Source organism: Nocardioides secundeburneus (assembly GCF_039939255.1).
GTDB lineage: Bacteria > Actinomycetota > Actinomycetes > Propionibacteriales > Nocardioidaceae > Nocardioides.
The window spans coordinates 298,426-324,011 of the sequence record NZ_JBDUUE010000006.1 but is presented as its reverse complement, the minus strand read 5'-3'; the positions used below and the strand labels follow the sequence as shown (position 1 = coordinate 324,011).

28 protein-coding genes and 1 other RNA gene are annotated in these 25,586 nt (G+C 71.4%); 13 read left to right on the top strand and 16 right to left on the bottom strand.

Annotated elements, in window-relative coordinates; translation table 11 throughout:
- Positions 1-178 precede the first annotated feature (178 nt).
- The 5 genes from ABFT23_RS17885 (at position 179) to ABFT23_RS17865 (ending at position 3,873) form a co-directional block, all read left to right on the top strand.
- Complete coding sequence (locus ABFT23_RS17885; protein WP_347897616.1) at positions 179-1,195, top strand: class I SAM-dependent methyltransferase; 1,017 nt, start codon at positions 179-181, stop codon at positions 1,193-1,195.
- Between the two features lie 217 nt (positions 1,196-1,412).
- On the top strand, positions 1,413-1,622 hold the full coding sequence (locus ABFT23_RS17880; RefSeq protein ID WP_347897614.1) for a hypothetical protein: 210 nt from the start codon (positions 1,413-1,415) through the stop codon (positions 1,620-1,622).
- 241 nt (positions 1,623-1,863) lie between these two features.
- Positions 1,864-2,433 (top strand): RNA polymerase sigma factor, encoded by a 570-nt coding sequence (locus ABFT23_RS17875; protein WP_347897613.1) that lies wholly within the window; start codon positions 1,864-1,866, stop codon positions 2,431-2,433.
- Entirely contained in the window at positions 2,430-2,984 is a 555-nt protein-coding gene (locus tag ABFT23_RS17870; protein ID WP_347897611.1) for a hypothetical protein, read from the top strand. Before ABFT23_RS17875 ends, ABFT23_RS17870 begins: the two co-directional genes overlap by 4 nt.
- Positions 2,985-3,528: 544 nt before the next feature.
- Complete coding sequence (locus ABFT23_RS17865) at positions 3,529-3,873, top strand: DUF2283 domain-containing protein (protein ID WP_347897609.1); 345 nt, start codon at positions 3,529-3,531, stop codon at positions 3,871-3,873.
- A 351-nt stretch (positions 3,874-4,224) separates the two neighbouring features.
- Here the strand turns inward: ABFT23_RS17865 and rnpB are convergent.
- The 6 genes from rnpB to map all read right to left on the bottom strand — a co-directional run bounded on the left by rnpB (position 4,225) and on the right by map (position 10,322).
- An RNA gene (gene rnpB, locus ABFT23_RS17860) (RNase P RNA component class A) lies at positions 4,225-4,626 on the bottom strand.
- 58 nt (positions 4,627-4,684) lie between these two features.
- Positions 4,685-5,941: a YibE/F family protein gene (locus ABFT23_RS17855; RefSeq protein ID WP_347897607.1), complete on the bottom strand. Its 1,257-nt coding sequence runs from the start codon at positions 5,939-5,941 to the stop codon at positions 4,685-4,687.
- Between the two features lie 55 nt (positions 5,942-5,996).
- A complete protein-coding gene (locus ABFT23_RS17850; RefSeq protein WP_347897605.1) occupies positions 5,997-6,842 on the bottom strand; it encodes a transglutaminase family protein in 846 nt (281 codons plus the stop codon).
- Between the two features lie 2 nt (positions 6,843-6,844).
- A complete protein-coding gene (locus ABFT23_RS17845; RefSeq protein ID WP_347897603.1) occupies positions 6,845-7,777 on the bottom strand; it encodes an alpha-E domain-containing protein in 933 nt (310 codons plus the stop codon).
- Entirely contained in the window at positions 7,771-9,423 is a 1,653-nt protein-coding gene (locus tag ABFT23_RS17840; RefSeq protein ID WP_347897602.1) for a circularly permuted type 2 ATP-grasp protein, read from the bottom strand. The genes ABFT23_RS17845 and ABFT23_RS17840 overlap by 7 nt, the downstream gene beginning before the upstream one ends.
- A 50-nt stretch (positions 9,424-9,473) precedes the next feature.
- The gene (gene map, locus ABFT23_RS17835; protein WP_347897600.1) at positions 9,474-10,322 is read right to left on the bottom strand and encodes a type I methionyl aminopeptidase; all 849 of its coding nucleotides are present in this window, start codon (positions 10,320-10,322) and stop codon (positions 9,474-9,476) included.
- A gap of 35 nt (positions 10,323-10,357) precedes the next feature.
- Between map and ABFT23_RS17830 the strand changes: the two genes are divergently transcribed.
- Entirely contained in the window at positions 10,358-10,552 is a 195-nt protein-coding gene (locus tag ABFT23_RS17830) for a hypothetical protein (RefSeq protein ID WP_347897598.1), read from the top strand.
- Position 10,553: 1 nt separating this feature from the next.
- A complete protein-coding gene (locus tag ABFT23_RS17825; RefSeq protein WP_347897596.1) occupies positions 10,554-10,844 on the top strand; it encodes a hypothetical protein in 291 nt (96 codons plus the stop codon).
- Between the two features lie 16 nt (positions 10,845-10,860).
- Here ABFT23_RS17825 and ABFT23_RS17820 read toward each other — a convergent pair whose 3' ends face one another.
- From ABFT23_RS17820 to ABFT23_RS17810, 3 genes are all read right to left on the bottom strand, one after another.
- On the bottom strand, positions 10,861-12,039 hold the full coding sequence (locus ABFT23_RS17820; RefSeq protein WP_347897594.1) for a PQQ-dependent sugar dehydrogenase: 1,179 nt from the start codon (positions 12,037-12,039) through the stop codon (positions 10,861-10,863).
- A 66-nt stretch (positions 12,040-12,105) separates the two neighbouring features.
- Positions 12,106-12,720, bottom strand: a complete 615-nt coding sequence (locus ABFT23_RS17815) for a response regulator transcription factor (protein WP_347897593.1) — start codon at positions 12,718-12,720, stop codon at positions 12,106-12,108.
- Positions 12,717-13,811, bottom strand: a complete 1,095-nt coding sequence (locus tag ABFT23_RS17810; protein WP_347897592.1) for a sensor histidine kinase — start codon at positions 13,809-13,811, stop codon at positions 12,717-12,719. The genes ABFT23_RS17815 and ABFT23_RS17810 overlap by 4 nt, the downstream gene beginning before the upstream one ends.
- A 76-nt stretch (positions 13,812-13,887) precedes the next feature.
- Here ABFT23_RS17810 and ABFT23_RS17805 point away from each other — a divergent pair, with 76 nt between their 5' ends.
- Entirely contained in the window at positions 13,888-14,535 is a 648-nt protein-coding gene (locus ABFT23_RS17805) for a dihydrofolate reductase family protein (protein ID WP_347897591.1), read from the top strand.
- A gap of 18 nt (positions 14,536-14,553) precedes the next feature.
- Here ABFT23_RS17805 and ABFT23_RS17800 read toward each other — a convergent pair whose 3' ends face one another.
- The 3 genes from ABFT23_RS17800 to ABFT23_RS17790 all read right to left on the bottom strand — a co-directional run bounded on the left by ABFT23_RS17800 (position 14,554) and on the right by ABFT23_RS17790 (position 17,830).
- Positions 14,554-15,339 carry an ABC transporter permease gene (locus tag ABFT23_RS17800; RefSeq protein WP_347897589.1) on the bottom strand — a complete coding sequence of 262 codons (786 nt, stop codon included), beginning with the start codon at positions 15,337-15,339 and terminating at the stop codon, positions 14,554-14,556.
- Positions 15,336-16,280 (bottom strand): ABC transporter ATP-binding protein, encoded by a 945-nt coding sequence (locus tag ABFT23_RS17795; RefSeq protein WP_347897587.1) that lies wholly within the window; start codon positions 16,278-16,280, stop codon positions 15,336-15,338. The genes ABFT23_RS17800 and ABFT23_RS17795 overlap by 4 nt, the downstream gene beginning before the upstream one ends.
- Before the next feature lie 68 nt (positions 16,281-16,348).
- On the bottom strand, positions 16,349-17,830 hold the full coding sequence (locus tag ABFT23_RS17790) for a S10 family peptidase (RefSeq protein ID WP_347897585.1): 1,482 nt from the start codon (positions 17,828-17,830) through the stop codon (positions 16,349-16,351).
- Between the two features lie 112 nt (positions 17,831-17,942).
- Here ABFT23_RS17790 and ABFT23_RS17785 point away from each other — a divergent pair, with 112 nt between their 5' ends.
- On the top strand, positions 17,943-18,386 hold the full coding sequence (locus ABFT23_RS17785) for a GreA/GreB family elongation factor (protein WP_347897583.1): 444 nt from the start codon (positions 17,943-17,945) through the stop codon (positions 18,384-18,386).
- 175 nt (positions 18,387-18,561) lie between these two features.
- Here ABFT23_RS17785 and panB read toward each other — a convergent pair whose 3' ends face one another.
- Positions 18,562-19,437, bottom strand: coding sequence for a 3-methyl-2-oxobutanoate hydroxymethyltransferase (gene panB / locus ABFT23_RS17780; protein WP_347897581.1), 876 nt, complete (start codon positions 19,435-19,437; stop codon positions 18,562-18,564).
- Positions 19,438-19,600: 163 nt separating this feature from the next.
- On the opposite strand from panB, the gene ABFT23_RS17775 reads away from it, so the two are divergent.
- Positions 19,601-20,308: a hypothetical protein gene (locus ABFT23_RS17775; RefSeq protein WP_347897579.1), complete on the top strand. Its 708-nt coding sequence runs from the start codon at positions 19,601-19,603 to the stop codon at positions 20,306-20,308.
- On the opposite strand, the gene ABFT23_RS17770 is transcribed toward ABFT23_RS17775, so the two are convergent.
- From ABFT23_RS17770 to ABFT23_RS17760, 3 genes are all read right to left on the bottom strand, one after another.
- Entirely contained in the window at positions 20,302-21,444 is a 1,143-nt protein-coding gene (locus ABFT23_RS17770) for an MFS transporter (RefSeq protein WP_347897577.1), read from the bottom strand. The two genes, ABFT23_RS17775 and ABFT23_RS17770, sit on opposite strands and share 7 nt — an antisense overlap.
- Before the next feature lie 119 nt (positions 21,445-21,563).
- Positions 21,564-21,974: a VOC family protein gene (locus tag ABFT23_RS17765; protein WP_347897575.1), complete on the bottom strand. Its 411-nt coding sequence runs from the start codon at positions 21,972-21,974 to the stop codon at positions 21,564-21,566.
- Between the two features lie 33 nt (positions 21,975-22,007).
- Complete coding sequence (locus ABFT23_RS17760) at positions 22,008-22,496, bottom strand: VOC family protein (RefSeq protein WP_347897573.1); 489 nt, start codon at positions 22,494-22,496, stop codon at positions 22,008-22,010.
- A gap of 107 nt (positions 22,497-22,603) precedes the next feature.
- Here ABFT23_RS17760 and ABFT23_RS17755 point away from each other — a divergent pair, with 107 nt between their 5' ends.
- The 3 genes from ABFT23_RS17755 to ABFT23_RS17745 all read left to right on the top strand — a co-directional run bounded on the left by ABFT23_RS17755 (position 22,604) and on the right by ABFT23_RS17745 (position 25,581).
- Positions 22,604-24,649 (top strand): NAD(+) synthase, encoded by a 2,046-nt coding sequence (locus ABFT23_RS17755; protein ID WP_347897571.1) that lies wholly within the window; start codon positions 22,604-22,606, stop codon positions 24,647-24,649.
- 121 nt (positions 24,650-24,770) lie between these two features.
- On the top strand, positions 24,771-25,151 hold the full coding sequence (locus ABFT23_RS17750) for a hypothetical protein (RefSeq protein WP_347897569.1): 381 nt from the start codon (positions 24,771-24,773) through the stop codon (positions 25,149-25,151).
- A gap of 46 nt (positions 25,152-25,197) precedes the next feature.
- Positions 25,198-25,581, top strand: coding sequence for a hypothetical protein (locus ABFT23_RS17745; RefSeq protein ID WP_347897568.1), 384 nt, complete (start codon positions 25,198-25,200; stop codon positions 25,579-25,581).
- The last annotated feature ends 5 nt before the right edge of the window (positions 25,582-25,586 follow it).

The following is a 25,586-nucleotide window of genomic DNA, read 5'->3' as shown; positions in this document are numbered from 1 at the left end:
GCCTGCGGTCGCTGCGGAGTACGCAGCCCTGGGCTACCGGATCGCGTCAGTCGAGGCAGCGCGCACGCCGAACGCCCCGCGACCGTGGGACGTGGTCGAGCGATGCGCGGCCGGTGACCCCACCTGGGAGGGGCTCGCGCACCCCGAGACCGTCTCCTACTGGCACCGCTACGGGTGCGTGGAGACGGTGCGCACGTTGTTCGCCGACCCGGTCGTCTCCGACGAGGGCGATCTGACCGGGACCCGCGACTACGACACCTACGCGGCATCGTTCGAGACCGCATCGGACCGCAAGTGGGAGATCGTCGGTCCGCACCTGCGCCCGGGACGGGTCCTCGACATCGGGTGCGCCACGGGCGGGCTGCTGGCCAAGGCGGCCGCGGACCCGGTGTTCTTCGAGTCCGACCTGTTCGGGGTGGACATCGCTCGGCCGCTGCTGGCCGAGGCCGAGCACAAGAAGCAGGCGGGGGTGTTCGCCAACCCGAACATCTGGTTCATCCGCGCCAACGTGCTGAGCACCGCTGTGATGCCCGACCGGTCGGTCGACTCGACGGTGACGGTCGCTCTGACCCACGAGATCAGCTCCTACGGTGCGGGACGGCAGGATGTCGACACGTTCGCCCGCAGGATCTACGCCCACACCCGACCTGGTGGCGTATGGGTGAACTCGGACGTGATGGGTCCCGCGGACCCTGATCGGCTGGTGCGGCTGCACCTTCGCACCGACAGCACCACGTTGACCGAGGCGCGCACCGACCTGGACGACCTCGACCCAGCACAGGTGAAGGACTTCCTCGAGGGGCTGGCGCCGGCGGGCCGGATGGTCCAGTTCGCCTTCGACTTCCCGCGCCTGTCGGGAGCGCCGTGGTGTGGCACGCCGGTGGGCGACGCCGCTGCCGGGGTGTGGGAGGTGTCGTTACGCACCGCGATGGAGTTCATGACTCGCAAGGACTACACCGACAACTGGCTCTCGGAGTGCCACGAGAGGTTCTGCGACCTGTCGTACGCCGACTGGGAGCGACTGCTCGGGCAGGCCGGGTTCACCCTCGACGGCGCGTCGGGCCCAGTGCGCAACGAGTGGCTCGTCGAGCACCGGTTCGACCCCGATGCTGAACTGTTCGACCTGGACGGACGTCGCGTTGCGTGGCCGGACACCCACGTCCTGACCATCGCTCGGCGTACCACCGCCGAGTAGCGGTCGACGCCGATGGTGCCTGCACGTGATGATGCTCTGTCGGGTCCGCCCAGCCCCTCAACACCATTCGCGTGTGGGTTCTAACCTGGGGCGGACAAGAACACCCCACCCATGCCCTCACGCGGGAGAGTCAGTGATTGCGACACGATCATCCCTCGCGCGACATCCCTTCGACGCTTGTTCAGCGGCTGCGTGGCTCGGCCTGATGGGGATCTCGGTGTACTTCGCGTACTTCGGCACGCTTCCACCTGGCTGCAACGGCTTCGAGAACTTCGGTATCGGACTGTCGAGCTCGATCTTCGGAGCGGCGGCTGTGCTGGCCGTGTGGATCCTGATCGGGGTGGGGTGGCTGTACCACCGCCGACGCGGATTGCTGCTGGCCGAGAAGGAGGCCGAACGCAGAGCAGCGCTAGGACTCAGGGACTGAGAAGCTGCAGCCTGAGTCCGAGCATCGACAACCTCGATCGGTGAGGCCGATCCTGCTCCTCAGCAGAGCCGCGCAGGTCGCGGCATGGTCGGGCGGAGCCCGGGGTGCGGCATGGTCGGGGGGCCCGCAGCGCGGCATGGTCGGGCGATGGGCCGAGGATGCGGCACGGTCGGCGGGGTAGGGCCGGCCATGTCGATGTGGGGCATGTAACGCTCCGGGTGCCTGCGACCACAATCGGGTCGTGAAGTCCGTTGACGGTGTCGCCGCGATCGGCCGTGACCCAGATGCTCTTGAGATGTTCTACCGCGAGCACATCGAGGCAGTGCAGAGGTTTGTGGCTAGGCGAGTGGAGAACCCCGAAGACGCCGCTGATCTCAGTGCCGAGGTGTTCATGGCTGCCATCGGCGCGAGCCGTACCTATCGGGGCGACGCCGCTGCGCCGCTCGCATGGCTCTATGGCATCGCTCGACGGGTGGTCGCCAATCATTGCCGGTCGAACGCTCGATCAGCGCGAGCGGTCCGCCGTATAGACGCTCGGGACCTGCTTGACGAGGACGCCGCGGATCGCATCATCGCTCGTATTGATAGCGAGCGCGCGGCCCGTGAGATCTACCGCTCGTTGGCGGCATTACCGGAGCGACAGCGTGCGGTAGTCGAACTGGTCGCAGTCGACGGACTATCCCTGATCGAGGCAGCGGCCGCATTAAGCATCTCGGCGGGTCATGCGCGCGTTACCTACCACCGAGCACGACAACGATTAGCCCAATCACTTCCACAACTGCTTCCCGACCCCATCGAGGTGACCTTGTGAGCGCTCCGCTCGACTCCTTCGAGACCGCTCTTCTCTCCCGACTCCGTGAGCAGGTGGATCAGCGCCCCGACGTGCGTCCTCGTACGCCACGCCTTCGCCTCGGTCTAGGTGCCGCAGTCGCCGTGGGGTCCGCAGCCGTGATGGTCGTGGTGCTCCCAGGACTCGGCAACACTGCGGCCTTTTCGGTGCAGCAAGGAAACACCGGCACTATCACCGTCGAAGTACAGCGACTCGAGGACGCCAGTGGGCTTGAGACCGAACTCGCGAGATTCGGAGTAGAGGCAGAAATCACCTACCTACCCGACAGGCAGGAGTGCGCACCCGGCAGATACGTACCCGTCAAGCGCCGGCTCTCTGGCATGAGTGTGTCGATGGGCTCGACGCGGTTGATCGTGACTCTGCCACCCGACACCATCCGCAGCGGAGAGACTTTCGTGATGGCTGTGTCAGGAGCAGGCGACGGCTCGGGAGGGTTCGCCGGCTGGACTGAATTCGACGTGACTGCGGGCCCCGTACGGCCGTGCGCTGTCTTGTCTAGATTCCTGAACTGAGGTGACGCGACAACTAAGTTCCGTCGTGCCCCAGCAGCGCAGCGGGACCGGGCAAGTCGCGGCATGGTCGGGCGGAGCCTAGGGCGCTGGCCCCAGCGCCTCCACGGCCACCACGATGTCCCAACCGACAAGTCCGAGCGGAGGATCACGCTGCCACCAGGACAGACAAGTCCCTGGTTGGAATCCGATAGCCCGAGCCTTGACAAACTCCATTCCGGCTCAGGCAACATTGAGAAATGGACGTGGCTGGGCGCCGACAACGGTTCTTCGGGGGCGATTTTGTGGCATTCGAGCCCTCAATACCTTCCGAGGACTGGACGGATATCCTGAGAGGCCACCCTGGGATTGTCCAAGGACTAGCCGACCCGCCCGCCGTCGGCGTGTGGTGGGCGCTCCCCGGTGGCGGCTTTCGTTCCTTTGACGAGATCTATGACCAGGATTGGCTCGTACCGCTAGATGAGTGTGAGTTCTCCGCTCGCGTGGCCCTAGTTGAGGCGCAGTTGTCGGTGTCTTCGCTGACGGGCGGAGGGAACACCTACATCGATTGGTCGTTTCCCCGCTGGCCAAACGTGAACCACTGAAACGCGAGCTCGGACTGGAGCGGGCGGTGCCCGGGGTGCGGCATGGTCAGGCGGAACTCATCCAGAATGTGACCGTGCGAATCACTTATGACTCCGTGGCCAACGCGGCATATGTATATCTGACTGACTCCATCGCACCGGGTCAGGTCGCGACGACCCAAGACGCTGACATCCGCTTGGATATGGCGTCAATCAACGTCGACTTCGATGCGGACGGTCGAGTGCTCGGCATCGAGGTGCTGGGCGCGGACCGCATCCTGCGCCCAGAGACCGTCGAAGCTGCTGAGAACATCACCGGGGGCGGCTGACGCCCGGCTCTCGGCATGGTCGGGCGCATCGCCCGGCGGCCCTGCTGGGGTGTCAGGCGAAGCAAGTGCGTTGTTGCCGTCGACTTGTCTGAGGGCTCGACCGCAAGTTAGCGGTTGATCCGAGAACCAACGTCGGTGCTCCGGTCAACTTCCACCGGCACGCTCGCTCCGGCGCGAGCAGGGGCGCGGTCGTCGCGGAGCGCAAAGCCCGCTGACCAGGTACAGCCGCCTCGGGCCGGGCTCGGACGACCGGACCGAGAGGCGATCGACAGCATCGCGGCAGGCTCACTGAGTTCGATCTGGAATCCCCGGACGGGTCAGCGAGCACGTTCCGTAGGCCGGCGGCCAGTGCGAACGGGCCGGCCTGTAGGCCGGGTTCTGTCCTCCTCCCTCGCGGGAGGTGGGGCGACCATCCATCTACGACCGCCGTTGCCGACGGCCTCCAGCAACCTACCCGTGCACTCGGGCGAGCAGCCCTCTCACCTGGCCTCGCGGCCGGACGGCGTGCACTGTCTGGTCTTGCTCCGGGTGGGGTTTGCCTAGCCGCACCGGTCGCCCGGCACGCTGGTGGTCTCTTGCTCCACCGTTTCACCCTTACCTCCCCGGTGGTGCTGCCTCGCGGCGGGGGAGGCGGTCTGTTCTCTGTGGCACTGTCCCGCGGGTTGCCCCGGGTGGGCGTTACCCACCACCCTGCTCTGCGGAGCCCGGACCTTCCTCGGGGAGTCTCCTCCACGCGGTCGCCCGGCCGGCCCGTTCGCAGGAGCCACGATAGCGGCGTCCGCTGTCCGGTGACGAAGCCGCGTCGCGCGAGCTACGCGGGTTCGAGGTCGTCGTCATCGACGGCCCGCGGCAGGGTCGCCACGGCGATCAGCGTCGTCAACGGGACGGCGAGCACGAGCCCGATGCTGGTCGCGAGGGTGCGCACGACCTCCTGGGTGATCTCCTCGGTGGCGAGCAGCGTGCCGGTGGGCAGCTCGTAGAGCCGGAGCACGAGCAGCACCGTGAGCGCGGTGCCCGCGTAGGCGAACACGATCGTGTAGATGGTCGAGGCGATGTGGTCGCGACCGATGCGCATGCCGCTCGAGAAGACCTTGGCACGCGACATGCGCGGTGAGGCGGCGCGCAGCTCCCACACGGCCGAGGCCTGGGTGATGGTCACGTCGTTGAGCACGCCGAGACCGGCGACGATGATCGCGCAGGAGAACAGGCCCGGGAACGACAGGTCGGTGGCGACGGCGCTGAGCGCGCGTGAGCCCTCGTCGGCCACGCCGGTGAGGCGGGTGGCGCCGACGGCGACGACGCCGAGCACGGTGGTGACGGCGATGCCGGCCATCGTGCCCGCCAGCGCTGCGCTGGTGCGCAACGAGAAGCCGTGCGTCGTGTAGAGGACGACGTACATGATCGCCGCCGAGCCCACCGCGCCGATCAGCACCGCCGACTCGCCCGAGAGCAGCGCGGGCAGCATGAACCACCCCAGCACGCCGACGGCGAACGTCAGGCCCAACAGGGCCATGAGCCCGCGGAAGCGGGCGACGGCCAGCACCACCACGACGAAGACGATCGCCAGGATCGCCAGGGGGGCGGTGCGCACGATGCCGAAGTAGTTGAGGGTGGCTGGCTGGCCGTCCGCCTGGGGCGGGGTGCGGATGAGCTTGACCCGGTCGCCCTCGGCCAACGACGAGCCGAGCACGTCGCGCGGCACGGCGACCAGGAGCTCGGTGCCCTCGTCGTCACCTTCGGCGACGCGCACCTCGATCTGCCCGCACCCCTGCGCCGGTCGGGCGTCGGCACACGGCTCCTGGACGGCGAGCACCTCGGCCTGGGGGAACGTCACCCCGGGTGCCGCGAACTGCAGGTCGTCGGCGAGGTCGTCGACACGGGAGCCGTCGGGCCACAGCAGCACGACGCCGGCCAGCACCGCGACCAGGATCGCGACAAGGGAGCCGACCAGGGCCGACCTCGGGCCGCGGCCGACGTCGACGTGCACGTCGCCGTGTCCGTGCCCGTGCCCGTGCCCAGCGCCGGGGGTCGGGACGTCGTCGCGTCGTCGTGCGTGCGATCCGGCCACCGCGTCATCCTCCCACGAGTAGTGGGAACCGTTCTCAGCCCGGTCGGGAACGGCGTCAGGCCAGGCGGGTGATGTCGACGGTGACGGTCATGCGCGAGGTGGCGGCGCCGGAGTAGATGCCGCTGATCGGCTTGACGTCGTCGTAGTCACGTCCCCGGGCCAGGACGACGTAGCGGTCGTCGGGGGTGGCGTCGTGGCACGGGTCGTGGGCCTGCCAGCCGTCGTCCCACCACTCGACCCACGCGTGCGAGGCACCGGTGACCGTGGTGCCGACCACGGGGTCGCGGTCGGGGTGCACGTAGCCGGAGACGTAGCGGGCCGGGATGCCGATCGTGCGCAGGCCGCCGACGACGAGGTGGGCGAGGTCCTGGCAGACGCCGGCGCGTTGTCGCCAGGCGGTGGCGCCGGTGCCCTTGACCGTGGTGGAGCCCGGGGAGAACTCGACCTCGTCGTGCACCATCGCGCACAGGTCGCGCGCGGCCTCGCCCGGCAGCTCGTGATCGGCGGCCACCTGCTTCGCGCGCTGGGCGAAGTCGGGCGTCGGCTCGACGAGGTCGGAGGCGGTGAGCATCTCGGTCCAGCGGTCGGCGACCTCGCGGGCCGCCACCTGCTCCCAGGTCTGGACGGCGGGCCGGGCCGGCGGTCGGTCGACCTGCACGGTGGACGTCGCGGCGACCGTCATCGCCTCGTGGGGATCGACGACCTCGAAGGCCGTGACGGCCGAGCCGAAGTAGTCGCGGTAGTCGAAGGTCCACGGCTTCGGGCTCACCTCGAGCCGGCTGTGGACGACGATCTGCTCGGTCGTGGTGACCGGGGTCAGGCGCGCCTGGTTGTAGGAGGCGACGGCCTTGCCGTCGTACTCGAAGGTCGTGGTGTGGACGACTCGCAGCTGCATGGACATCGTCACGCTCCTCCCATCCCGTGCCAGGCCAGGGCCTCGGCCCCGGCGAAGAACCTCTTGGTGACGGCCTCGGTGGCCATCGCGCAGGTGCGCTGCAGCCGCTCCATCTCGGTGGGCAGGTCGGCGACGACGTCGGAGAGCGAGCGGTACTCCAGCTCGGCGCGGGTGCGGCCCAGCAGGCGTTGCGCGTCGTTCTGGATGCCGGCGCGCTGCCCGCCCGACTCGAGGTTGTCGAGACACTGCTCGGCCCGGTTGAGCGAGAAGACGACCGATCGCGGGAACAGCCGGTCGAGCAGCAGGAACTCCGCCGCGGCCCGCTCGGTGGAGAGCCCGCGGTAGGTGCGCAGGAACGCCTCGTAGGCGCCGCAGGCGCGCAACGTGCTCGTCCACTGGTCGGTGGTGCCACTGGTGACCGACGCCGTCGCGACCAGTCGTGAGGTCATGTCGGCCCGCTCGATGCAGCGGCCCAGCATGAGGAACTGCCAGCCCTCGTCGCGGGTCATGGTCGCGTCGGCGGTGCCGTTGACCAGGGCGGCGCGCTCGCGCACCCACTGGAAGACGCCCGGCGTGCGGCGCGTGGCGAATCGGCCGGACACGATGTCTCGGTTGGTGGTGTTGATGACCTCCCACAGCGGCACCGAGAGCGTCTCGCGGGCCCGGCGGGCGCTCTCGCGGGCGGCGCCGATGGCCGCCGCGATCGAGACGGGGGAGCGCGGGTCGTAGGCCAGCGTCTGCAGCACGTACCCGAGGTCGACGTGCTCGGGCGCGTCGTCGACGCCCATGATCGACAGCAGTCCGTGACAGGTCTCGTCGACGTCGAGGGTGGCGTCCTCGAGCAGCAGCGAGGTCTGCACGTCGAGGATGCGTGCGGTGTCCTCGGCGCGCTCGACGTAGCGGCCGATCCAGAACATCGACTCGGCGATGCGGCTCAGCACGGGCGGTCACCTCCCGGGGTCTCGAGGCTCGTTCGTCGCCCCTCGACCACCGGTGGCCCGAGCTGTTGCTGTTGCTCGGCCTGCTCGTGCATCGCGGTGATCGCCGGCCCGGGGGTCTCGGCCGGTGCGGCGTCGCGCGAGGTCTCGACGACCTCGACCGGGGCCGGCTCCTCGACCGGCGCGGTCTCGGCGCCCAGCTCGGCATGGCTCACCGACGGTCCGGCCAGCACCCAGGTGTCCTTGGAGCCGCCGCCGCGGGAGGAGTTGACGATCAGCTCGCCCTTGGCGAGCGCGACCCGGGTCAGGCCACCGGGCAGCACCCACACCCGGTTGCCGTCGTTGACGGCGAAGGGTCGCAGGTCGACGTGGCGCGGGCCGAGCTCGCCGTCGACGAACGTCGGCACCGTGGAGAGCTGGACGACGGGCTGGGCGATCCAGTCGCGGGGCGAGTCGAGGATCTTGCCGCGCAGCTCGTCGAGCTCGGCCCGCGTGGCGCGCGGCCCGATCACGATGCCCTTGCCGCCCGAGCCGTCGACGGGCTTGAGGACGAGCTCGTCGAGCCGGTCGAGCACCTCCTCGCGCGCGCCGGCGTCGCCCACGCGCCAGGTGTCGACGTTCTTGATCACCGGCTCCTCGGAGAGGTAGTAGCGGATGATGTCGGGCAGGTAGGTGTAGACCAGCTTGTCGTCGGCGACGCCGTTGCCCACCGCGTTGGCGAGCACGACGTTGCCGGCGCGGGCGGCGTCAATGAGGCCCGGGACGCCGAGCATCGAGTCGGCCCGGAAGTGCACGGGGTCGAGGAACTCGTCGTCGACGCGGCGGTAGATCACGTGCACCGGCGCCAGGCCCTGCGTCGTCCGCATCATCACGCGCCCGCGCCGGCACTCGAGGTCGCGGCCCTCGACCAGCTCGACGCCCATGGTGCGCGCCAGCAGCGCGTGCTCGAAGTAGGCGCCGTTGTAGACGCCGGGCGTGAGCACCACGACGGTCGGGTCGGTGACACCCGCCGGGGCCGCGGCGCGCAGCGCGGCCAGCAGCCGCTGCGGGTAGCCGGCGACCGGGCGGATGCGGTGGGCCGCGGTCGTCTCGGGCAGGGCCGAGCTGATCGCGCGGCGGTTGGTCATCACGTACGACACCCCGGACGGCACCCGCACGTTGTCCTCGAGCACCCGGAACTCACCGGCGTTGTCGCGGATGAGGTCGATGCCCGACACGTGCACCCGGACGCCGTTGGGCGGGCGGACGTTGGCCGCGGCCCGGTGGTAGTGGCTCGAGGTGGTGATCACGCGGCGGGGGATGACGCCGTCGTCGAAGACCTGGCCGGCGTCGTAGATGTCGGCCAGGAACATCTCCAGCGCCTTGACCCGCTGCTGGACGCCGGAGTCGAGCGTGGTCCACGTGTCCTGCTCGATCACCCGCGGCAGGATGTCGAGCGGGAACGCGCGCTCCTCGCCGCCGATGTCGAAGGTGACGCCCTGGTCGAGGTAGCCGGCCTGCAGCGCCTCGACCCGGGTGACGATCTCGGGTTGGGTGAGCGTCGCGAGCGTCTCGCGCAGGCGCAGGTAGGGCGAGCGCAGCGTGTCGCCGTCGAACATCTCGTCGTACGCCGGTCCGCTGGTCTCGTAGCCCTCGAACATCGCGTTCATGCCTCCCGACCCTAGTGGGAGACCGATGTCACGCGATGGCACGACGCGGCTCAGGCGACGGTCAGCACCTCGGCGCCGGACGCCGTGACGACCAGGGTGTGCTCGAACTGGGCCGACGGGCGACCGTCGGCGGTGACGACGGTCCAGCCGTCGTCCCACATCTCGATCTCGCGGGTGCCGAGGTTGAGCATCGGCTCGATGGTGAAGGTCATGCCGACCTCGATGAGCTCGTCGTGGTCTGGTGAGTCGTAGTGCGGGACGACCAGACCGTTGTGGAAGGACGAGCAGATGCCGTGTCCGGTGAACTCCTCGACGACGCCGTAGCCGTGCCGCTTGGCGTAGGACTCGATGACGCGGCCGATCACGTTCATCCGGCGCCCGGGCCGGACCGCCCTGATCGCCCGGTCGAGCGCCTCGCGGGTGTGCTCGACGAGCAGCCGGGTGGGCTCGTCGACGTCGCCGGCGAGGAACGTGGCGTTGGTGTCGCCGTGGACGCCGTCGAGGAAAGCGGTCACGTCGATGTTGACGATGTCGCCGTCGTCGACCACGCGGCTGTCGGGGATGCCGTGGCACACGACCTCGTTGACGCTCGAGCACAGCGACTTCGGGAACCCGCGGTAGCCGAGGGTGGAGGGGTAGGCGCCGTGGTCGCAGAGGAACTCGTGACCGAGACGGTCGAGCTCGTCGGTGGTGACGCCGGGGACGACGGCCGCACCGACCAGCTCGCGGGCCTGTGCGGCCAGGCGCCCGGCGGCGCGCATGCGCTCGATCGTGTCGGCGTCCTGCACGAGGGGGCCGTCGTAGGGCGTGGGCGCGTCGCGGTCGACGTACTCGGGCCGTCGGATCTCGCGGGGGACCGGGCGACGGGGGGACACGGTGCCGGCAACGATCGGGGTCACGGTCGGCAAGCGTAGTAGCGGCGTAGTGTCGGCCCATGGCCGATCAGCCGGAGTACTGGTACTGCATCAAGCACTCGCGCGTCGAGACCCGCGACGGGTGCCCCAACAAGGACCGGCTCGGCCCCTACGCCTCCGAGGCCGAGGCCGCGCGGGCGATCGAGACCGCGCACGAGAAGAGCGAGGCCTGGGACCACGATCCCCGGTGGAACGACGACGAGCTCGAGGACTGAGTTGGCGTTCGAGCGACGGCGGGTCGCGAAGGCGCCCGCCGCGACCGACTTCTGGCCGTTCGGCGGCATGTGCCTCATGGCCGCCACGTTCTTCCTGTACGCCGCCAGCGCGACGATCGCCCCGTGGTGGGCGGTGACGCTCCTGATGCTGCTCTGGGTGGGGCTGTTCGCGCTCGCCTGCTCGTGGTTCACCTCGCACCCGAGGCGCATCACCGTCGTGGCGCTGGGGGCGACGGCCGTGTGGTTCGCGGTGCTGGTGGCCGGGGCCGCGGGCCTCGGATGGGAGGCCTGACGGCTGGCACTGCGGGTCAGCGCGGGGTGACCAGCAGGACCTTGCCCTGGCCGCCGTCGGCGTCGGTGGTGACCAGCACGTTGCCGTTGCGCAGCTGGGTGACGGCGCGCAGCCGGCCGTAGGTGCCGCGCAGCTCGGCGGGCGTCGTCACCGAGCGCAGGCCGCCCTGCGGACCGAACGTCATGACCAGGAGCCGCTCGCCGGCCAGCGTGGCGACGAACAGCGCGCCGTTGGCACGGCCCCACTTCGCGCCGTTGACGAACGCGGCCCCCGACGTGGCGACGGTGGGCGTGCCGGAGCGCCAGGAGGCGTTGCGCTGGCGACCGGGCAGCGACTGGTCGGTCATCGGCACCGACTCGTCGTAACCGGGCACCGGGTTCCAGCCGTAGTCGCCACCGCGGCGCAGCAGGTTGACCTCGTCGTCGCGGTAGGAGCCGTGCTCGACCGACCACACCGTGCCGTCGCGCCGCTGGGCCAGGCCCTGCACGTTGCGGTGGCCGTAGGTGAACACGTAGCGCTTGTTGCGGTTCGCGGCCTTGCGGAAGGGGTTGCGCTTCCAGGGCTTGCCGCTGAACCGGTCGAGACGCAGGGTCTTGCCGCCGAGCGAGGTGAGGTCGCGCGGGTTGGTGCCCACGGCGGCGTCGCCGGTGCCGACGACGAGCGCCCCGCTGCGGCCGATGAGCAGCCGGCAGCCGCCGTGGCGACCGCTGGTGGTGGGCAGCCCGCGCAGGAGCGTCCGCTTGAAGGTGGCGCGGCGCTCGCCGCGGTCGAGGGTCCAGGCGTTGACGCGGACGTCGTGGCCGCCGCCGTCCTTCTGCCAGCCGCTGCAGGTGTAGAACCGCCGGTTCTTCGTGAACGCCGGGTCGACGGCCAGTCCCATCAACCCGGTCTCGCCCGACGTCCAGATGCGGTTGCGGGGGAACGCGATCGCGCGCTTGGTCCCGCTCCTCGTCGCCAGCGTGAGGCGGGCCGGGTCGCGCTCGGTGATCAGCAGCGAGCCGCTCGGCAGCTCCTTGACGTCCCACGGGTGGTTGAGCCCGGCGACCCGCGTGCTCACGCTCAGGGCCGGCACCCGCCGCTCGGACGCCGCCACGGTGGGCCGGGGCGCGTCGTCGGCGGCACCGGTGGATGGCGCCACCGAGAGGAGCGGAGCGACGAGGGCGAGCATGACCGAGGTGACGAGGACGCGTCGCATGCGGGCCACGGTACGCCGGATCGTCGCCACCGCGAGTCACCCGCGGGGCCGCCCGCCGGAGTACCGCTACAACCAGCCGTTCTCGTCGGCGACCCGTACCGCCTCGCCCCGGTTGGCGGCCCCGGTCTTGCCGATGGCCGCGGAGAGGTGGTTGCGCACGGTGCCCTCCGACAGCGACAGCCGCGCGGCGAGGACGGCGACCGTGGCACCGTCGCGCGCCGCGCGGAGCACGTCGGACTCGCGCGCCGTCAGCGGCGAGTCGCCGGTGGCGAGCGAGTCGGTGGCCAGCGCCGGGTCGACGACGCGCAGGCCGGCGTGGACGCGGCGGACGGCGTCGGCGAGCTGGGCGGCGGGGGTGTCCTTGACGACGAAGCCCGACGCGCCGGCCCGCAGGGCGCGGCGCAGGTAGCCGGGCCGACCGAACGTCGTCACGATCAGCACCCGGGTGCCGGGGGAGACCCGGCGCACCTCGGCGGTCGCCTCGATGCCGTCGAGTCCGGGCATCTCCACGTCGAGCAGGGCGACGTCGGGCCGGTGCTCGAGGGCCGCGGTGACGGCGTCGGTGCCCGTGCCGACCTCGGCCACGACGACCAGGTCGGGCTCGAGCTGCAGCAGCGCGGAGAGCGCGCCGCGCACGAGGGCCTGGTCGTCGGCGAGCAGAAGACGGATCGGGTCGCTCATGGGTGGTGCACCACCCGGAGCGAGAACCCGGGCGCCAGGTCGCGGACGACGAGGGTGGCCCCGACGGCGGCGGCGCGCTCGCGCAGGCCCTGCAGGCCGGACCCCGGCCCGGTGGCCGAGCCGCAGCCGTCGTCGCGGACCTCGGCGCTGGTCGCGTCGAGCACCACCACGCACCGCGAGGCGCCCGAGTGCCGGACGACGTTGGTGACGCCCTCGCGCACGGTCCACGCGAACAGCTCGCGCAGGTCGGAGGGCACGTCGTCGGTCGAGTTCGGCAGGTCGGCCGCGATGCCGGCGGCCTCGAGGGCCGACCGCGCCTTCGCCAGCTCGCCCGGCAGCGTCAGCTCGCGGTAGCCCTCGACGGCGCGCCGGACGTCGGCGAGCGCGTCGCGGCTCAGCCGCTCGAGGTCGGCGACCTCCTGCCGCGCGCGGTCGTGGTCGACGTCCATCAGCCGGCCGGCCAGCTCGGCCTTGACGGTGATGACGGTGAGCGAGTGCCCGAGGATGTCGTGCAGGTCGCGGGCGAACCGGCTGCGCTCGCTGTCGACGGCGAGCCGGGCGTTCTCCTCGTGGGCGCGCAGGAGCTCGATGTTGCGGCTCAGCACGGTCCGCAGCCCGAACACCGCGACCGAGGCGGCCAGCAGGCCGAACGCGGTGCCGACCTGGCTGCCCCAGCCCTCGACCGCGCCGAGTCCGATGGTGACGACGACCAGCGCGACGATGACCGGCCCGGCGACCCGTAGGGGGAAGACCATCACCAGCGCCACGCCGACGTAGACGACCGAGGTCAGGCCGGACTCGCCGAGCACGGCGATCATCACCCCGCCGAGGACGACGAGCGCGACGACGTAGGCGGCCGACCACCGCAGCGGCGGCGCCTCGACGAGCCGGGCCCGGTCGGCGCGGGCGCGCACCCACAAGGTCATGTAGACCGCGGCGAAGGCGAGCGTGGCGACCAGACCGGTCCAGCGCTGGAGCTGGTCGTCGCGCGTCCACGCGTCGTGGAGCGGGGTGACGAGGAAGAACAGCCAGATCGCGGCGAAGAACGGTCCCAGACGACCGACGGGCGTCGGGGACGGCGGGCTGGTCACCGTCGCACCGTAACCGGGGCGCGCCCGGTCATGCCGCGACCGATGAGTCCGCGCGCCGCGCGTGGTCGAATGCCACGTGACCCAGCTCCTCCGCGTCCAGAACTTCACCGTGAGCAACGACGGCTTCGGCGCCGGCGACGGCCAGAGCCTCGAGACCCCGTTCGGCCATGCCGACCCCAGGGAGCTCATGGGGTGGGCCGTCAGCACCGCGAGCTTCCCGAACCGCACCGGGCCGGGCGGCTCCCGGGGCCTCGAGGACTACTTCACCCGCGACTTCGCCCACGGCATCGGCGCCGAGATCATGGGCGCCCACAAGTTCAGCCCGTACCGGGGCCCGTGGGCCGATCACGAGTGGCGGGGCTGGTGGGGCGACGTCCCGCCGTTCCACACGCCCGTCTTCGTGATGACCCACCACCTGCGCCCGTCGTTCGCGCTGGCCGACACGACCTTCCACTTCACCGACGACCAGCCGGCCGTGGTGCTCGAGCGGGCCCGGGCCGCGGCCGGCGGCCAGGACGTCCGACTCGGCGGCGGCGCGACGATCATCCGCTCGTTCCTCGACGCCGACCTCGTCGACACCCTCCACGTCGCCGTGCACCCGGGCGAGCTCGGCTCGGGTGCCCGGCTGTGGGAGAGCCCGGACGAGCTCGCCGACCGCTTCCACCTCGAGGTCGTCACCGGGCCGACCAGCGGCGTGCGGCACCACCTGTTCTGGCGGCGCTGAGCCGAGCACCCCGGCGCCTCACACCCGGGCGGTGTCCTTGCTCATCCGCCAGGCCGCACCTGCGACGAAGACGCCGAGCCAGACGACGGCGTTGACGACGGCGAACCAGGGCAGCTCGTGCGTCAGCGGCGAGCGCGCGATCTCCGAGACGCCGTACATCGGCGTCCAGTAGGCGATGTGGCGCACGACGTCGCTGTACTGGTCGAGCGGGATGAACAGCCCGCCGAGGAACGACAGGACGGCGAGGCCGGGCCCGAGCACCTGCATGACGTTCTCGCTCGGCAGCAGGTAGCCGGCGAAGATGCCGAGCGCCGAGAACGTGGTCGTGCAGAGCAGGGTGATCACGGCGCACTCGATCCAGGTGGCCACCGACATCTCGGCCGTGCCCTGCACCGCACCGACCACGTTGACCACGGTGACGGCGAACGCGCCCATCGCCAGCGCCACGATGGCCTTGACCGCGATGTAGGCGACGGGATGGAGCGGCGTCAGCCGCAGCTGGCGCGACCAGCCGAGCGCCCGTTCGACGGCGACGTTGGCGCCGGCGGCCGCCGAGATCAGGGCGCCGCCGTACAGCGCCATCGAGATGAGGATGTAGGCCGACACGTTGCCGTCGCCGACCCGCTCGGCACCGTCGTTGCCCGAGCCGAAGACGAAGAACAGGATCGCGGGGAAGAACAGCGCGAAGAAGATGGTGCGCTTGTTGCGCAGCATCCGCTTGAGCTCGATGCCGAGCAGGGTGCGGTTGAAGCCGCCGGCGCGGGGCACGCGCCGGGCCTCGATGGTGGGCGACGTGACGCTCATGCTGCGTGGTCCTCTCCGGTCAGGCTGATGAAGGCCTCCTCGAGGCCCTGGGCGGTGATCTCCAGGTCGTGCGCGTCGGTCGTGGTGAGCAGGTGCCGGGCGACGGCGTCGCTGTCGCGGGTGTGGACGACGACGACGTCGCCACGCACCTCCACGCCCTCGACGCCGGCGATGCGGCTCAGCGCGTCGGCGTGGTCACCGGCCGACGTCACCGTCGCGCGGACCGTGCGACCGGAGGCCAGCGACTTGATCTCGGCGCCGGTGCCGTCGGCGACGACCTGGCCGTGGCGGACCAGCACGATCCGGTCGGCGTACTGGTCGGCCTCCTCGAGGTAGTGCGTGGCGAACATGATGGTGCGGCCCTGCCGGGCGTCGGCGCGGATCGTCGACCAGAACCGACGGCGGCCCTCGACGTCCATGCCGGTCGTCGGCTCGTCGAGCAGGAGCAGGGCGGGGTCGGGCAGCAGCGCCATCGCGAACCGGAGCCGTTGCTGCTCACCGCCCGAGCACGCGCCGACCTTGCGGCCGGCCAGCTCGGTGATGCCGGCGTCGGCGAGCACGTCGTCGACCGGTCGGGTGTCGGCGAACAGGCTGGCGGTGTAGGCGACGGTCTCGCGGACGGTGAGGTCCTTGACCAGCCCGCCGCTCTGCATCACCGCCGACACCAGGCCTCGCGCGATCGCCTCGCGCGGCTCGAGCCCGAGCACCCGCACCTCGCCCGACGTCGGCCGGCTGAGCCCGAGCACCATGTCGATGCTGGTGGTCTTGCCGGCACCGTTGGGGCCGAGGAACGCGACGACCTCGCCCTGGTGGATCTCGAGGTCGAGACCGCGCACGGCCTCGACGGACCCGAAGGTCTTGGTGACGCCGTCCAGGCTGATGGCGGGGACGGCGGGGGTCGACGGCGTCCGCGAGACGCTCCCGAGCTGGCTGGTGGTCATGGCCCCAGCCTGTGGCGGACGCCGCCGTCGACCCTCGTCGCTTGGTCACGACGCGACCGTGACTTTTGTCAGGGGGTGCAGCGGCGCACGAAGTCGGCGAGGTCCTTGCTCTGCTGCACGCGGGTGGGCTCGTGGACGTACATCATGTGGCCGGCCTCGTAGTAGGCGTGCTCGATGTTGGCGCGCAGCTCGTCGGGCAGGTTGAGGTGGGCGATGACGTCCTCGGCGGCGTGGTGGGGCGTCGCGCCGTCGTAGTAGCCGTAGGCCACGTGCACCTTCAGGTGCGGGTTGGTGCGCATCGCCCGCTCGAGCTGCGGGCTCACGTCGATCGGACGGCCCTCGAAGTCCTTGAACGACCACGGGTGCACGCGCGAGCTGATCTGCTCGTAGGGCAGGTCGTTCTCGTAGCGCAGCTCGCTGCGCACGTAGTGGTTGTAGGCGGCCGAGTAGGGCCCGGCGATCGCGTCCATCGACGGGTCGGCGTCCATGCTCTCGGCGATCGCGCTGGCCGCCGGTCCGGAGAACCGGCCGTCGAGCCGGCCGGCGGTCTGCCGACGGTCGCGCAGCAGCTCACCGAAGAAGCGCCAGTGCTCGATGCGGAGGTCGGCGCGGTCGACGTAGTCCTCGCTCAGGCCGGTGAGCGCGGCGACGCGGCTGACGGCGGCCGCGCGCTCCTTCGGCGTCAGGCGCGACCCCCGCGCCAGGACGGCGCGGTAGTCGTCGACGTAGGCCTCGGCCGCGGCGACGGCCTTCTTCAGCGACGTGCGGCCGAGCTTGCCGTGGTAGCTGGCGATGGCGGCGTAGGTGGGCAGGTAGAGCGCGTGGGCGCGGTCGTTGCGCTGGTTCTCGAAGTCGATCGACGACAGGTCGAGCACGCTCGAGATGAGCGCGACGCCGTTGACGTACATGCCGTAGCGCGTCTGGAGCCTCTCGGCCAGCGCGGCGGCGCGCAGCGTGCCGTAGGACTCGCCGAGCAGCAGCTTGGGGGAGAGCCACCGCCCGTGGCGCGACGTCCAGAGCCGGATCAGCTCGGCGATCGAGTCGATGTCGCCCTGGTAGCCGTGGAACGGCTCGGGCTTCGTGCCCTTGACCGCACGGGAGTAGCCGGTGGAGACGGGGTCGATGAGCACGAGGTCGCTGACCGCGAGCAGGCTCTCGGCGTTGTCGGCCAGCCCGTACGGCGGGGGCAGCAGTGCGCCGGCGTCGCCCATGACGACACGGCGCGGGCCGAGCAGGCCCAGGTGGAGCCACACGCTCGAGCTGCCCGGGCCGCCGTTGAAGGCGAACGTGACCGGGCGGTCGGGCTCGCCGTCGACGACGTAGGAGGTGATCGAGATCTCGGCCTTGGCCTGGTGGCCCTGGAAGACGCCGTCGTCGTAGACCTCCTCGCGCAGCACGACCCGGCCGGTCGTGGCGGTGTAGTCGAGCGTGCGGCGACCGGCCTTCAGACGGTGCTGGGTGGTGACGAGGTCGTCGGTCGGCTCGGCCGGCCGAGCCTCGACGAGGCTCGTGGTGGACGTGGTGGACGTCGGCTGCTTCTCGTCGGTCATGAACATCACCCTAAGGACGCTCGCGGGAACAACCAGACGCCTGGCAGGGTTGGCGCACCGACCCCGAGACTTCCCCTCGCCGCCCACCTCGCATTTCCTGAAGGACCCACCGATGACCGTGACCAGCACCGACCCGCACGCCGTCCTGCACGAGCGCCTGGCGGCCCTCAAGGCCGAGCTCGAGCAGGCTCAGGCCGAGAACCGCGCCGAGGCCGCGGGCGACGTCGTCGACCGCGCGACCAACGTCGAGGCCAGCATCCGCAAGTCCATCCTCGAGGAGCGCATCGTCGCGCTCGAGCTCGAGATCGCCGACCTCGCCCACGACGAGCACGTCGACGGTGTCGTCTCCGTGGGCGACACGGTCACCCTCGACCTCGGCGACGGCGACGAGACCTTCGTCGTCGGCTCGGTCGAGCACGCCGTCGCCGGCGTCGAGACCGTCACCCCGAGCAGCGCGCTCGGCCAGGCGATCCTGGGTGCCGCGGTCGGCACCACGGTCACCTACTCGCCCCGCAAGGGCGTCAAGCTCGAGGCCAAGATCGTCTCCACGGCCTGACCTGACTCACGACAGCGGCCGGTCCCCTCGGGGGCCGGCCGCTGTCGCTTTCGGGTCAACGAAGAGAGGACGGCTCAAGGAGCTGGGCCGGACGCCGGATCGAACGCGACCACGGATCGGAGACAACCGCCGCGAAGCGGAGCTGGCAGCTGGGCGCGGCTCGCGGAGCGAGCAGTCAGAAGCTGTGCTCGGGTCCGGGGAACGTGCCGGCCTTGACGTCGGCGTCGTAGTCGCGGGCGGCTTGCAGCAGCACGGCGTGCAGGTCGGCGTACTGCTTGACGAAGCGGGCCATCCTGCCCTGGCGCAGGCCGAAGGCGTCCTGCCAGACCAGCACCTGGCCGTCGCAGGCGGCGCCGGCGCCGATGCCGATCGTCGGGATGGTGAGCTGGTCGGTGACCTGGGCGGCGGTGTCGGCGCCGACCATCTCCATGACGACGGCGAAGGCGCCCGCCGCCTCGACGGCGAGGGCGTCGTCGAGCACCCGGGCGCCGGCGTCGCCGCGGCCCTGGACCCGGTAGCCGCCGAGGGCGTGCTCGCTCTGCGGGGTGAACCCGATGTGCGCCATCACGGGGATGCCGCCCTGCGTGAGCTTCTCGATCTGGGGCGCCATCTCGACGCCGCCCTCGAGCTTGACGCAGTGGGCGCCGCCCTCCTTCATGAAGCGGGCGGCGGTCAGGTAGGCCTGCTCGGGCGAGGCCTGGTAGCTGCCGAAGGGCAGGTCGCCGACGACGAGCGCGCGACGCACGGACCGACTGACCGCGCGGGTCAGCGGGATCAGCTCGTCGACCGTCACCGGCAGGGAGGTCTCGTTGCCGAAGACGTTGTTGCTCGCGCTGTCGCCGACGAGCAGGACCTCGATGCCGGCCTCGTCGAAGGTCGCGGCGGCGTACTGCTCGTAGGCGGTGAGCATCGAGAACTTCTCGCCGCGTTCCTTCATCTCGCGCAGGTGGTGGGTGCGGACCCGCCGCAGCGGCGGGGCGGCAGCGCTGCCGGTCGTCGCGGGCTGGGTGGGACCGGTGCCGTACGGCGCGGTCTCCTCGGGGGTGCTCATCGGTGAGTCTCCGATCGGGTGGGTCTCGCAGCCTCCTGATGAGGTCCACGGACTGGGTCCAGGCTAGGTGGGTCGCACGGGGGTCGCAGTGTGCCGTCGCTCACGTACGTCTCGGGCGCGCGGCGCAGTTTGCGGGCGTGGGTCGTCGGGTAGGCAGGTGCCGATGTCCTCCATGCCGCCGCCCCCGCCGCCCCCGTCGTTCCCGCCGCCGTCCTCGCCGCCGCCGGGCCAGCCCGGCCAGCCGGGCCAGCCCGGCCAGCCCGGCCAGCCGGTCGAGGTCCGGATGAGCCCGGAGAAGATGCGCAACCTCGGGCTGCGGTTCGCGCTCGGTCTCGCCGTCGTCCTCGGCCTCGTCCTGGTGCCCAACCGGCGCACCGAGGACTGGAGCTCGCTCGGCAAGATCGGGTTGGTGGCGCTCGTCGTCGTCCTGATCGTCGTCGTCGCGGCCCTCCTGCCGGTGCGCTTCGTCGTCGACCAGCGCGGGCTGACCGTCCGCCGCCTGGCCGGCTTCACCCGCACGGTGGAGTGGGCGCGGCTGGGCTCCGGGGTGTACGTCGACGACTTCCAGGCCGCCGGGCAGGGCGGCGTGCAGAGCTCGAGCCGGGTCTTCCTGCGTGACCCGTCCGGGGCGAAGATCCTCGCGCTCAGCTCGCAGTCGGCCGGCCGCGACGAGCTGCTCCGCCTCGTCGCCGCTCTGGGCCAGCAGCGCTTCGAGCACGTGCCGGGTCCGATCAACGGCAAGCAGCTCGGGGCGCGATACCCGGGCCTGGTGTCGGTGTTCGAGCGCCGTCCGGTGCTGATCGGCCTCGTGGCTGCGCTGGTCATCGTCGCGCTGGTGGTCGTCGGCGTCCTGCTCTTCGCCGACTACTGAGTCGCGCGCGGTCGGCCGGCCACAGAGACCGTGGCGAGGCTCAGCGCCATGACGGCGAGCGCGACCAGCAGCGCCGGGATGTCGCCGCCGATCGCTCCCAGCACGTAGGGGAGGGCGAAGCCGAGGTAGGTGATCGCGTAGAACACCGCCACCGTCGCGCCTCGCTCGGCCGGGTCGGCGCGGCGCTCGGTCTCCCGGAGCCCGGAGACGAGCACGCACCCGTAGCCCGCGCCGAGCAGGGGCGCGCCCAGCAGCACGAACCACCGGACGTCGGTCGCGAGCGCGAGCACCCCGATCGAGCCGCCGCCCAGGGCCACGACGAGCCCGACCTGGCCGGCCAGGAGCGGACGGCGCTCGTCGAGCCGGCGGGCCGCGCCCTGGACCAGCACGCCACAGCCCAGCGTCACGCCGGCCAGCACCCCGGCGAACGCGAGTGCGCCAGGCTGCTCGCCCTCGAGCTCGCCGGGCAGGTAGGCGATCGAGAGTGCGGCGCAGCCGAACACCCACGGCGCCGACGGGGCGACGACGCCCAGGAACCGGCGTCCGCGGGTGACGGCCGGGAGGTGCAGGAGCGAGCGGGGCACGACCCGGTCGGGGCGTGGGCCGCCGACCGGCCACAGCAGGACGATCGCGAGCGCGCCGATGACCACGTGCGGCAGGTACGGCGTCTCGAGCGGTCGTGGCGCCCACTGCGCGGTGAGCCCCGCGGCGAGCGGGCCGGCGCCGAAGCCCGCCGACAGCGCGATCGCGGCACGCCGTGGCCCGGACCCCGAGTCGGACACCTCCGCGACCCACGCGGTCGCGGCGCTGAACACCACGCCGGAGCAGGCCCCCGCGAGCAACCGCGCGACGGCGAGCCCCGTCGTCGAGTCGTGCTCGAGGACCAGCAGGACGCTCGCGAGCGGCGACAATGCCACGAACGGCAGCACCACGGCACGCCGTCCCCACCGGTCGGAGGCGGCCCCGCCCACGAGGAGAGCCGGCACGAGCCCCGCGGCGTAGACGCCGAACAGGAAGGCCCGTGTCTGCACCGACATGTCGAGCTCGTCGCGGTAGGCGATGAGGATCGGGGTGAACTGGTTGGCGCCCCAGCCGACGGTGAACATCGCGAACGCGACTCGTTGCCAGGACCGCACCCGCCTGACGCTAGCGGTCTGGCGCGGGCGAGGGGGCGGTGTGTGAGCCACCGAACGGGGCGTCTGGAGGGGCTGGAACGGTGGCTCACCTACCGCCCCGACGGGCGGGAGGCGACGGCTCAGGCCGTGCCGGAGTTGAACATCCAGGTGATGCCGAACCGGTCGGTGACCTGGCCGAAGTGGTCGCCCCAGGGCGCCTTCTCGAACGGCAGGTCGACGGTGCCGCCGGTGGCCAGGCCCTCGAACCAGCCGCGGATCTGCTCGACGTCGTCGCCGCTGAGGCTGACGGTGCCGTTGGTGACCTCGCCCGGGTGGGTGCTGGGGACGTCGGAGCCCATGAGGCAGATGCCGTCGGAGACGACGAGCTGGGCGTGCATGACGTTGCCCTGCTCCTCCTCGGGCACGCCCATGCCGCCGAACTCGGCGAAGGTGTTGCTGCTCAGCTCTCCGCCGAGGACGGAGTGGTAGAAGGCCATCGCGTCGGCGGCCTGGCCGCGCCAGTTGAGGTAGGGGTTGAGTCGAGCGGACATCGGTGCTCCTGAGGGTTGGGGTGGTGGGGTGGGTCAGCGGACGGCGAGCGCGGCGGCGTCAGCGGCGGACTCGAGGTCGGCGACGACGATGCGGCGCATGCCCAGCATGGCCGCGGTGGCGGCCCTCGCGCGAGCGGGGACGGGGTCGGAGACCAGTTCGTAGAGGCGCTGCGGCACGACCTGCCACGAGACGCCGAAGCGGTCCTTGAGCCACCCGCACGCCGACTCCTCACCGCCGTCGCAGAGCGAGTCCCAGTAGTAGTCGACCTCGGACTGGTCACGGCAGCTGATGCTGAACGAGATGGCTTCGGTGAACCGGAACTCGGGCCCGCCGTTGATGCCGCGGAACGTCGTCCCGTCGAGCACGAAGTCGCCGGCCATCACCGCGCCCGGCGTGCCGTCGGGGGAGTCGGGATAGCGGGCCAGGTGGCCGAGCGAGGAGTTCGGGAAGATGCCGGTGTAGAAGGACGCCGCCTCCTCCAGCTGGTCGTCGAACCACAGGCACGGGCTGATCGTGGTCATCGCGGTCTCCTGGTCTCGGTCGCTCGGTCGGTCACGTGCGTCGGAGGGTCAGACCACCGGGCCCGGGCTAACTCATCGCCCCGGCGACTGCTCCCTAGAGTGGTGCCGTGGACTTCTACTCCGCCTACGCCCACGGGTTCGCGCGGGTCGCGGCCTGCACGCTGCCGGTCGCCATCGCCGACCCGGCGACCAACGCGGCTCGCACCGTCGAGCAGGCGCAGGCGTGCCACGACGAGGGGGTGGCGGTCGCGCTGTTCCCCGAGCTCGGGCTGACCGGCTACGCCGTCGACGACCTGTTCCTGCAGGACACCCTGCTCGACGCCGTCGTCGCCGCTGTCGACGAGATCGTGACGGCGAGCATCACCCTGCGCCCGGTGATCGTGGTCGGGGCGCCGTTGCGGCACGCCGGCCGGGTCTACAACTGTGCCCTCGTGGTGCAGGGCGGGCGCTTGCTCGGCGTCGCACCGAAGGCGCACCTGCCGACCTACCGGGAGTTCTACGAGCGTCGCTGGTTCGCCGCGGGTGACGACCTCGGCAACGGCGACGACATCACCGTCGGACAGCATGTCGCGCCGTTCGGTACCGACCTTCTCTTCCAGGCCGACGACGTCCCCGACCTCACCTTCCACGTGGAGATCTGCGAGGACATGTGGGTGCCCGTGCCGCCCAGCGCGACGGCGGCCCTGCACGGTGCGCACCTGCTGCTCAACCTCTCCGGCAGCCCGATCACCATCGCCCGCGCCGAGGACCGACGACTGCTCGCCCGCAGCGCCAGCGCCCGCTGCCAGGCCGCCTACGTCTACGCCGCGGCCGGGCAGGGCGAGTCGAGCACCGACCTGTCCTGGGACGGGCAGACCATGATCTACGAGTGCGGCGACCTCCTGGCCGAGGGCGACCGGTTCCCGGAGGAGGCGCGCCGCACCATCGCCGACGTCGACCTCGACCGCATCCGCCAGGAGCGCATGCGGGTCGGCACGTTCGACGACAACCGCCGTCAGCACGGCGACGGCCTCACGACCATCGAGTTCACCCTCGACCCGCCGCCCGGCGACATCGGTCTGCGGCGCGGCGTCCGGCGCTACCCGTTCGTGCCCGACGACCCCTCGCGCCTGGCCCAGGACTGCTACGAGGCCTACAACATCCAGGTCTCCGGGCTCGAGCAGCGGCTGCGGTCGATGTCGACCGACACGTGGCAGCCGAAGGTCGTCATCGGCGTCAGCGGTGGCCTCGACTCCACGCACGCGCTGATCGTCGCGGCCAAGGCGATGGACCGGCTGGGTCGCCCGCGCACCGACGTCCTCGCGTTCACCATGCCGGGCTTCGCGACCGGCGAGACGACGAAGGGCCTGGCCACCCGCCTCTCCGAGAGCCTCGGCGTCACGTTCCAGACCCTCGACATCACCGCGGCGGCCACGCAGATGCTCGCCGACCTCGACCACCCGTTCTTCGACGGCGAGCCGGTCTACGACATCACCTTCGAGAACGTGCAGGCCGGGCTGCGCACCGACTACCTGTTCCGCCTCGCCAACCACCGGGGCGGGCTCGTGCTCGGCACCGGCGACCTGTCCGAGCTCGCGCTCGGCTGGTGCACCTACGGCGTCGGCGACCAGATGTCGCACTACAACGTCAACGGCGGCGTGCCGAAGACGCTCATCCAGCACCTCATCCGCTGGACGATCGAGACCGACCAGTACGACGCCACGACCGACGCCGTGCTCGCCGAGATCCTCGACCAGGAGATCACCCCCGAGCTGATCCCGGCACAGGCCGACGTCGCGCCGCAGCGCACCGAGGACTCCACCGGGCCCTACCCCCTGGTCGACTTCGCGCTCTACCACGTCCTGCGTCGCGGCTACCGGCCCAGCAAGATCGCCTTCCTGGCCTGGCACGCCTGGCACGACGTCGAGTCGGGCGCGTGGCCCGAGCAGCTGCCCGCCGACCGTCGCGGCGAGTTCGACCTGCCCACGATCAAGCACTGGCTCGGCGTCTTCGTGCGCCGGTTCTTCGCCAACCAGTTCAAGCGCTCGGCCCTGCCCAACGGGCCGAAGGTCACCCCCGGTGGCACGATGTCGCCCCGCGGCGACTGGCGCATGCCGTCCGACGCGTCACCGACGGCGTGGCTGGCCGAGCTCGCGAACGTGCCCGACGCGTGACGCTCTTAACGCGGCCTTAGCCCACTGCTGGTTCGGGCTTAGGCGCTCCTCGCGCATCGTCTCCGTCATCACCCCGCACCGGGGCACACGGAGCACGTAGACGAGTGGAGGAGCACCGCACATGAAGAAGAGGATCGCGATCGCCGGGGCCGTCGGAGCGGTGGTCGTCGTCGGCGGTGGCGCGGCCGCCTGGATGGCGTTCGGCGACGACGCCGAGACCACCGAGCGCGGCACCTGCGCCGGGACGGCGTACACGCTGACCGTCGAGCCGGAGGACGGCGGCCTCGAGCTCGACTACGAGCTGCAGTCGGCCGGACCCGGCGAGGTCTGGCAGGTGCTCGTCACCCAGGGCGACACCGTCGTCCTCGAGGGCGAGCGCACCACCGACGAGGACGGCGAGCTCGACCTCGACGCCTTCGTCGACGAGGACGGCGCCTCGACGTTCGAGGTCGTCGCCACGCCCGAGAACGGCGAGGCCTGCACGGCCAACGCCGCCCGCTGACCACCCCCACCCACCGCAGCTCATCACCATTCACCAGGAGACATCCATGAAGCGCACCACCGCCCTGACCGCAGCCGCCGCCCTCGTCGCCGGCCCCGCCGCCGTCCTGCTCGCACCGTCGGCCGCCCACGCCGACGTCGACCGTTCCGGTCGCTGCGGCGGCGGCACCTACGAGCTGTCCGTCGACCGCGAGGACGGCGGGTACGAGGCCTCGGTCGACCTCGACCGGGTCAAGCCCGGCACCACCTGGCGCGTCGTCGTGCGCCACGAGGGCCGCGTCATCGCCAACGTCGTGCGCACCGCCGATCGCGAGGGCGACGTCGAGGTCGAGCGGTTCGTGCGCAACACGCCCGGCACCGAGACCTTCCGCTTCACCGCCAAGCGGGTCGGCACCAAGGTCGCCTGCGGTGCGAGGGTCACCGTCGCCTGATCCCC

Excerpts from the sequence above, each read along its gene's own strand:
- ABFT23_RS17830 (WP_347897598.1), top strand. The coding sequence starts at position 10,358 with ATGGCCGATCAGCCGGAGTACTGGTACTGCATCAAGCACTCGCGCGTC.
- ABFT23_RS17820 (WP_347897594.1), bottom strand. The coding sequence starts at position 12,039 with ATGCGACGCGTCCTCGTCACCTCGGTCATGCTCGCCCTCGTCGCTCCG.
- ABFT23_RS17750 (WP_347897569.1), top strand. The coding sequence starts at position 24,771 with ATGAAGAAGAGGATCGCGATCGCCGGGGCCGTCGGAGCGGTGGTCGTC.
- ABFT23_RS17760 (WP_347897573.1), bottom strand. The coding sequence starts at position 22,496 with ATGACCACGATCAGCCCGTGCCTGTGGTTCGACGACCAGCTGGAGGAG.
- ABFT23_RS17800 (WP_347897589.1), bottom strand. The coding sequence starts at position 15,339 with ATGAGCGTCACGTCGCCCACCATCGAGGCCCGGCGCGTGCCCCGCGCC.
- ABFT23_RS17775 (WP_347897579.1), top strand. The coding sequence starts at position 19,601 with ATGTCCTCCATGCCGCCGCCCCCGCCGCCCCCGTCGTTCCCGCCGCCG.
- ABFT23_RS17765 (WP_347897575.1), bottom strand. The coding sequence starts at position 21,974 with ATGTCCGCTCGACTCAACCCCTACCTCAACTGGCGCGGCCAGGCCGCC.
- ABFT23_RS17850 (WP_347897605.1), bottom strand. The coding sequence starts at position 6,842 with ATGTCCATGCAGCTGCGAGTCGTCCACACCACGACCTTCGAGTACGAC.
- panB (WP_347897581.1), bottom strand. The coding sequence starts at position 19,437 with ATGAGCACCCCCGAGGAGACCGCGCCGTACGGCACCGGTCCCACCCAG.
- ABFT23_RS17745 (WP_347897568.1), top strand. The coding sequence starts at position 25,198 with ATGAAGCGCACCACCGCCCTGACCGCAGCCGCCGCCCTCGTCGCCGGC.
- ABFT23_RS17840 (WP_347897602.1), bottom strand. The coding sequence starts at position 9,423 with ATGAACGCGATGTTCGAGGGCTACGAGACCAGCGGACCGGCGTACGAC.
- ABFT23_RS17790 (WP_347897585.1), bottom strand. The coding sequence starts at position 17,830 with ATGACCGACGAGAAGCAGCCGACGTCCACCACGTCCACCACGAGCCTC.
- ABFT23_RS17795 (WP_347897587.1), bottom strand. The coding sequence starts at position 16,280 with ATGACCACCAGCCAGCTCGGGAGCGTCTCGCGGACGCCGTCGACCCCC.
- ABFT23_RS17815 (WP_347897593.1), bottom strand. The coding sequence starts at position 12,720 with ATGAGCGACCCGATCCGTCTTCTGCTCGCCGACGACCAGGCCCTCGTG.
- ABFT23_RS17785 (WP_347897583.1), top strand. The coding sequence starts at position 17,943 with ATGACCGTGACCAGCACCGACCCGCACGCCGTCCTGCACGAGCGCCTG.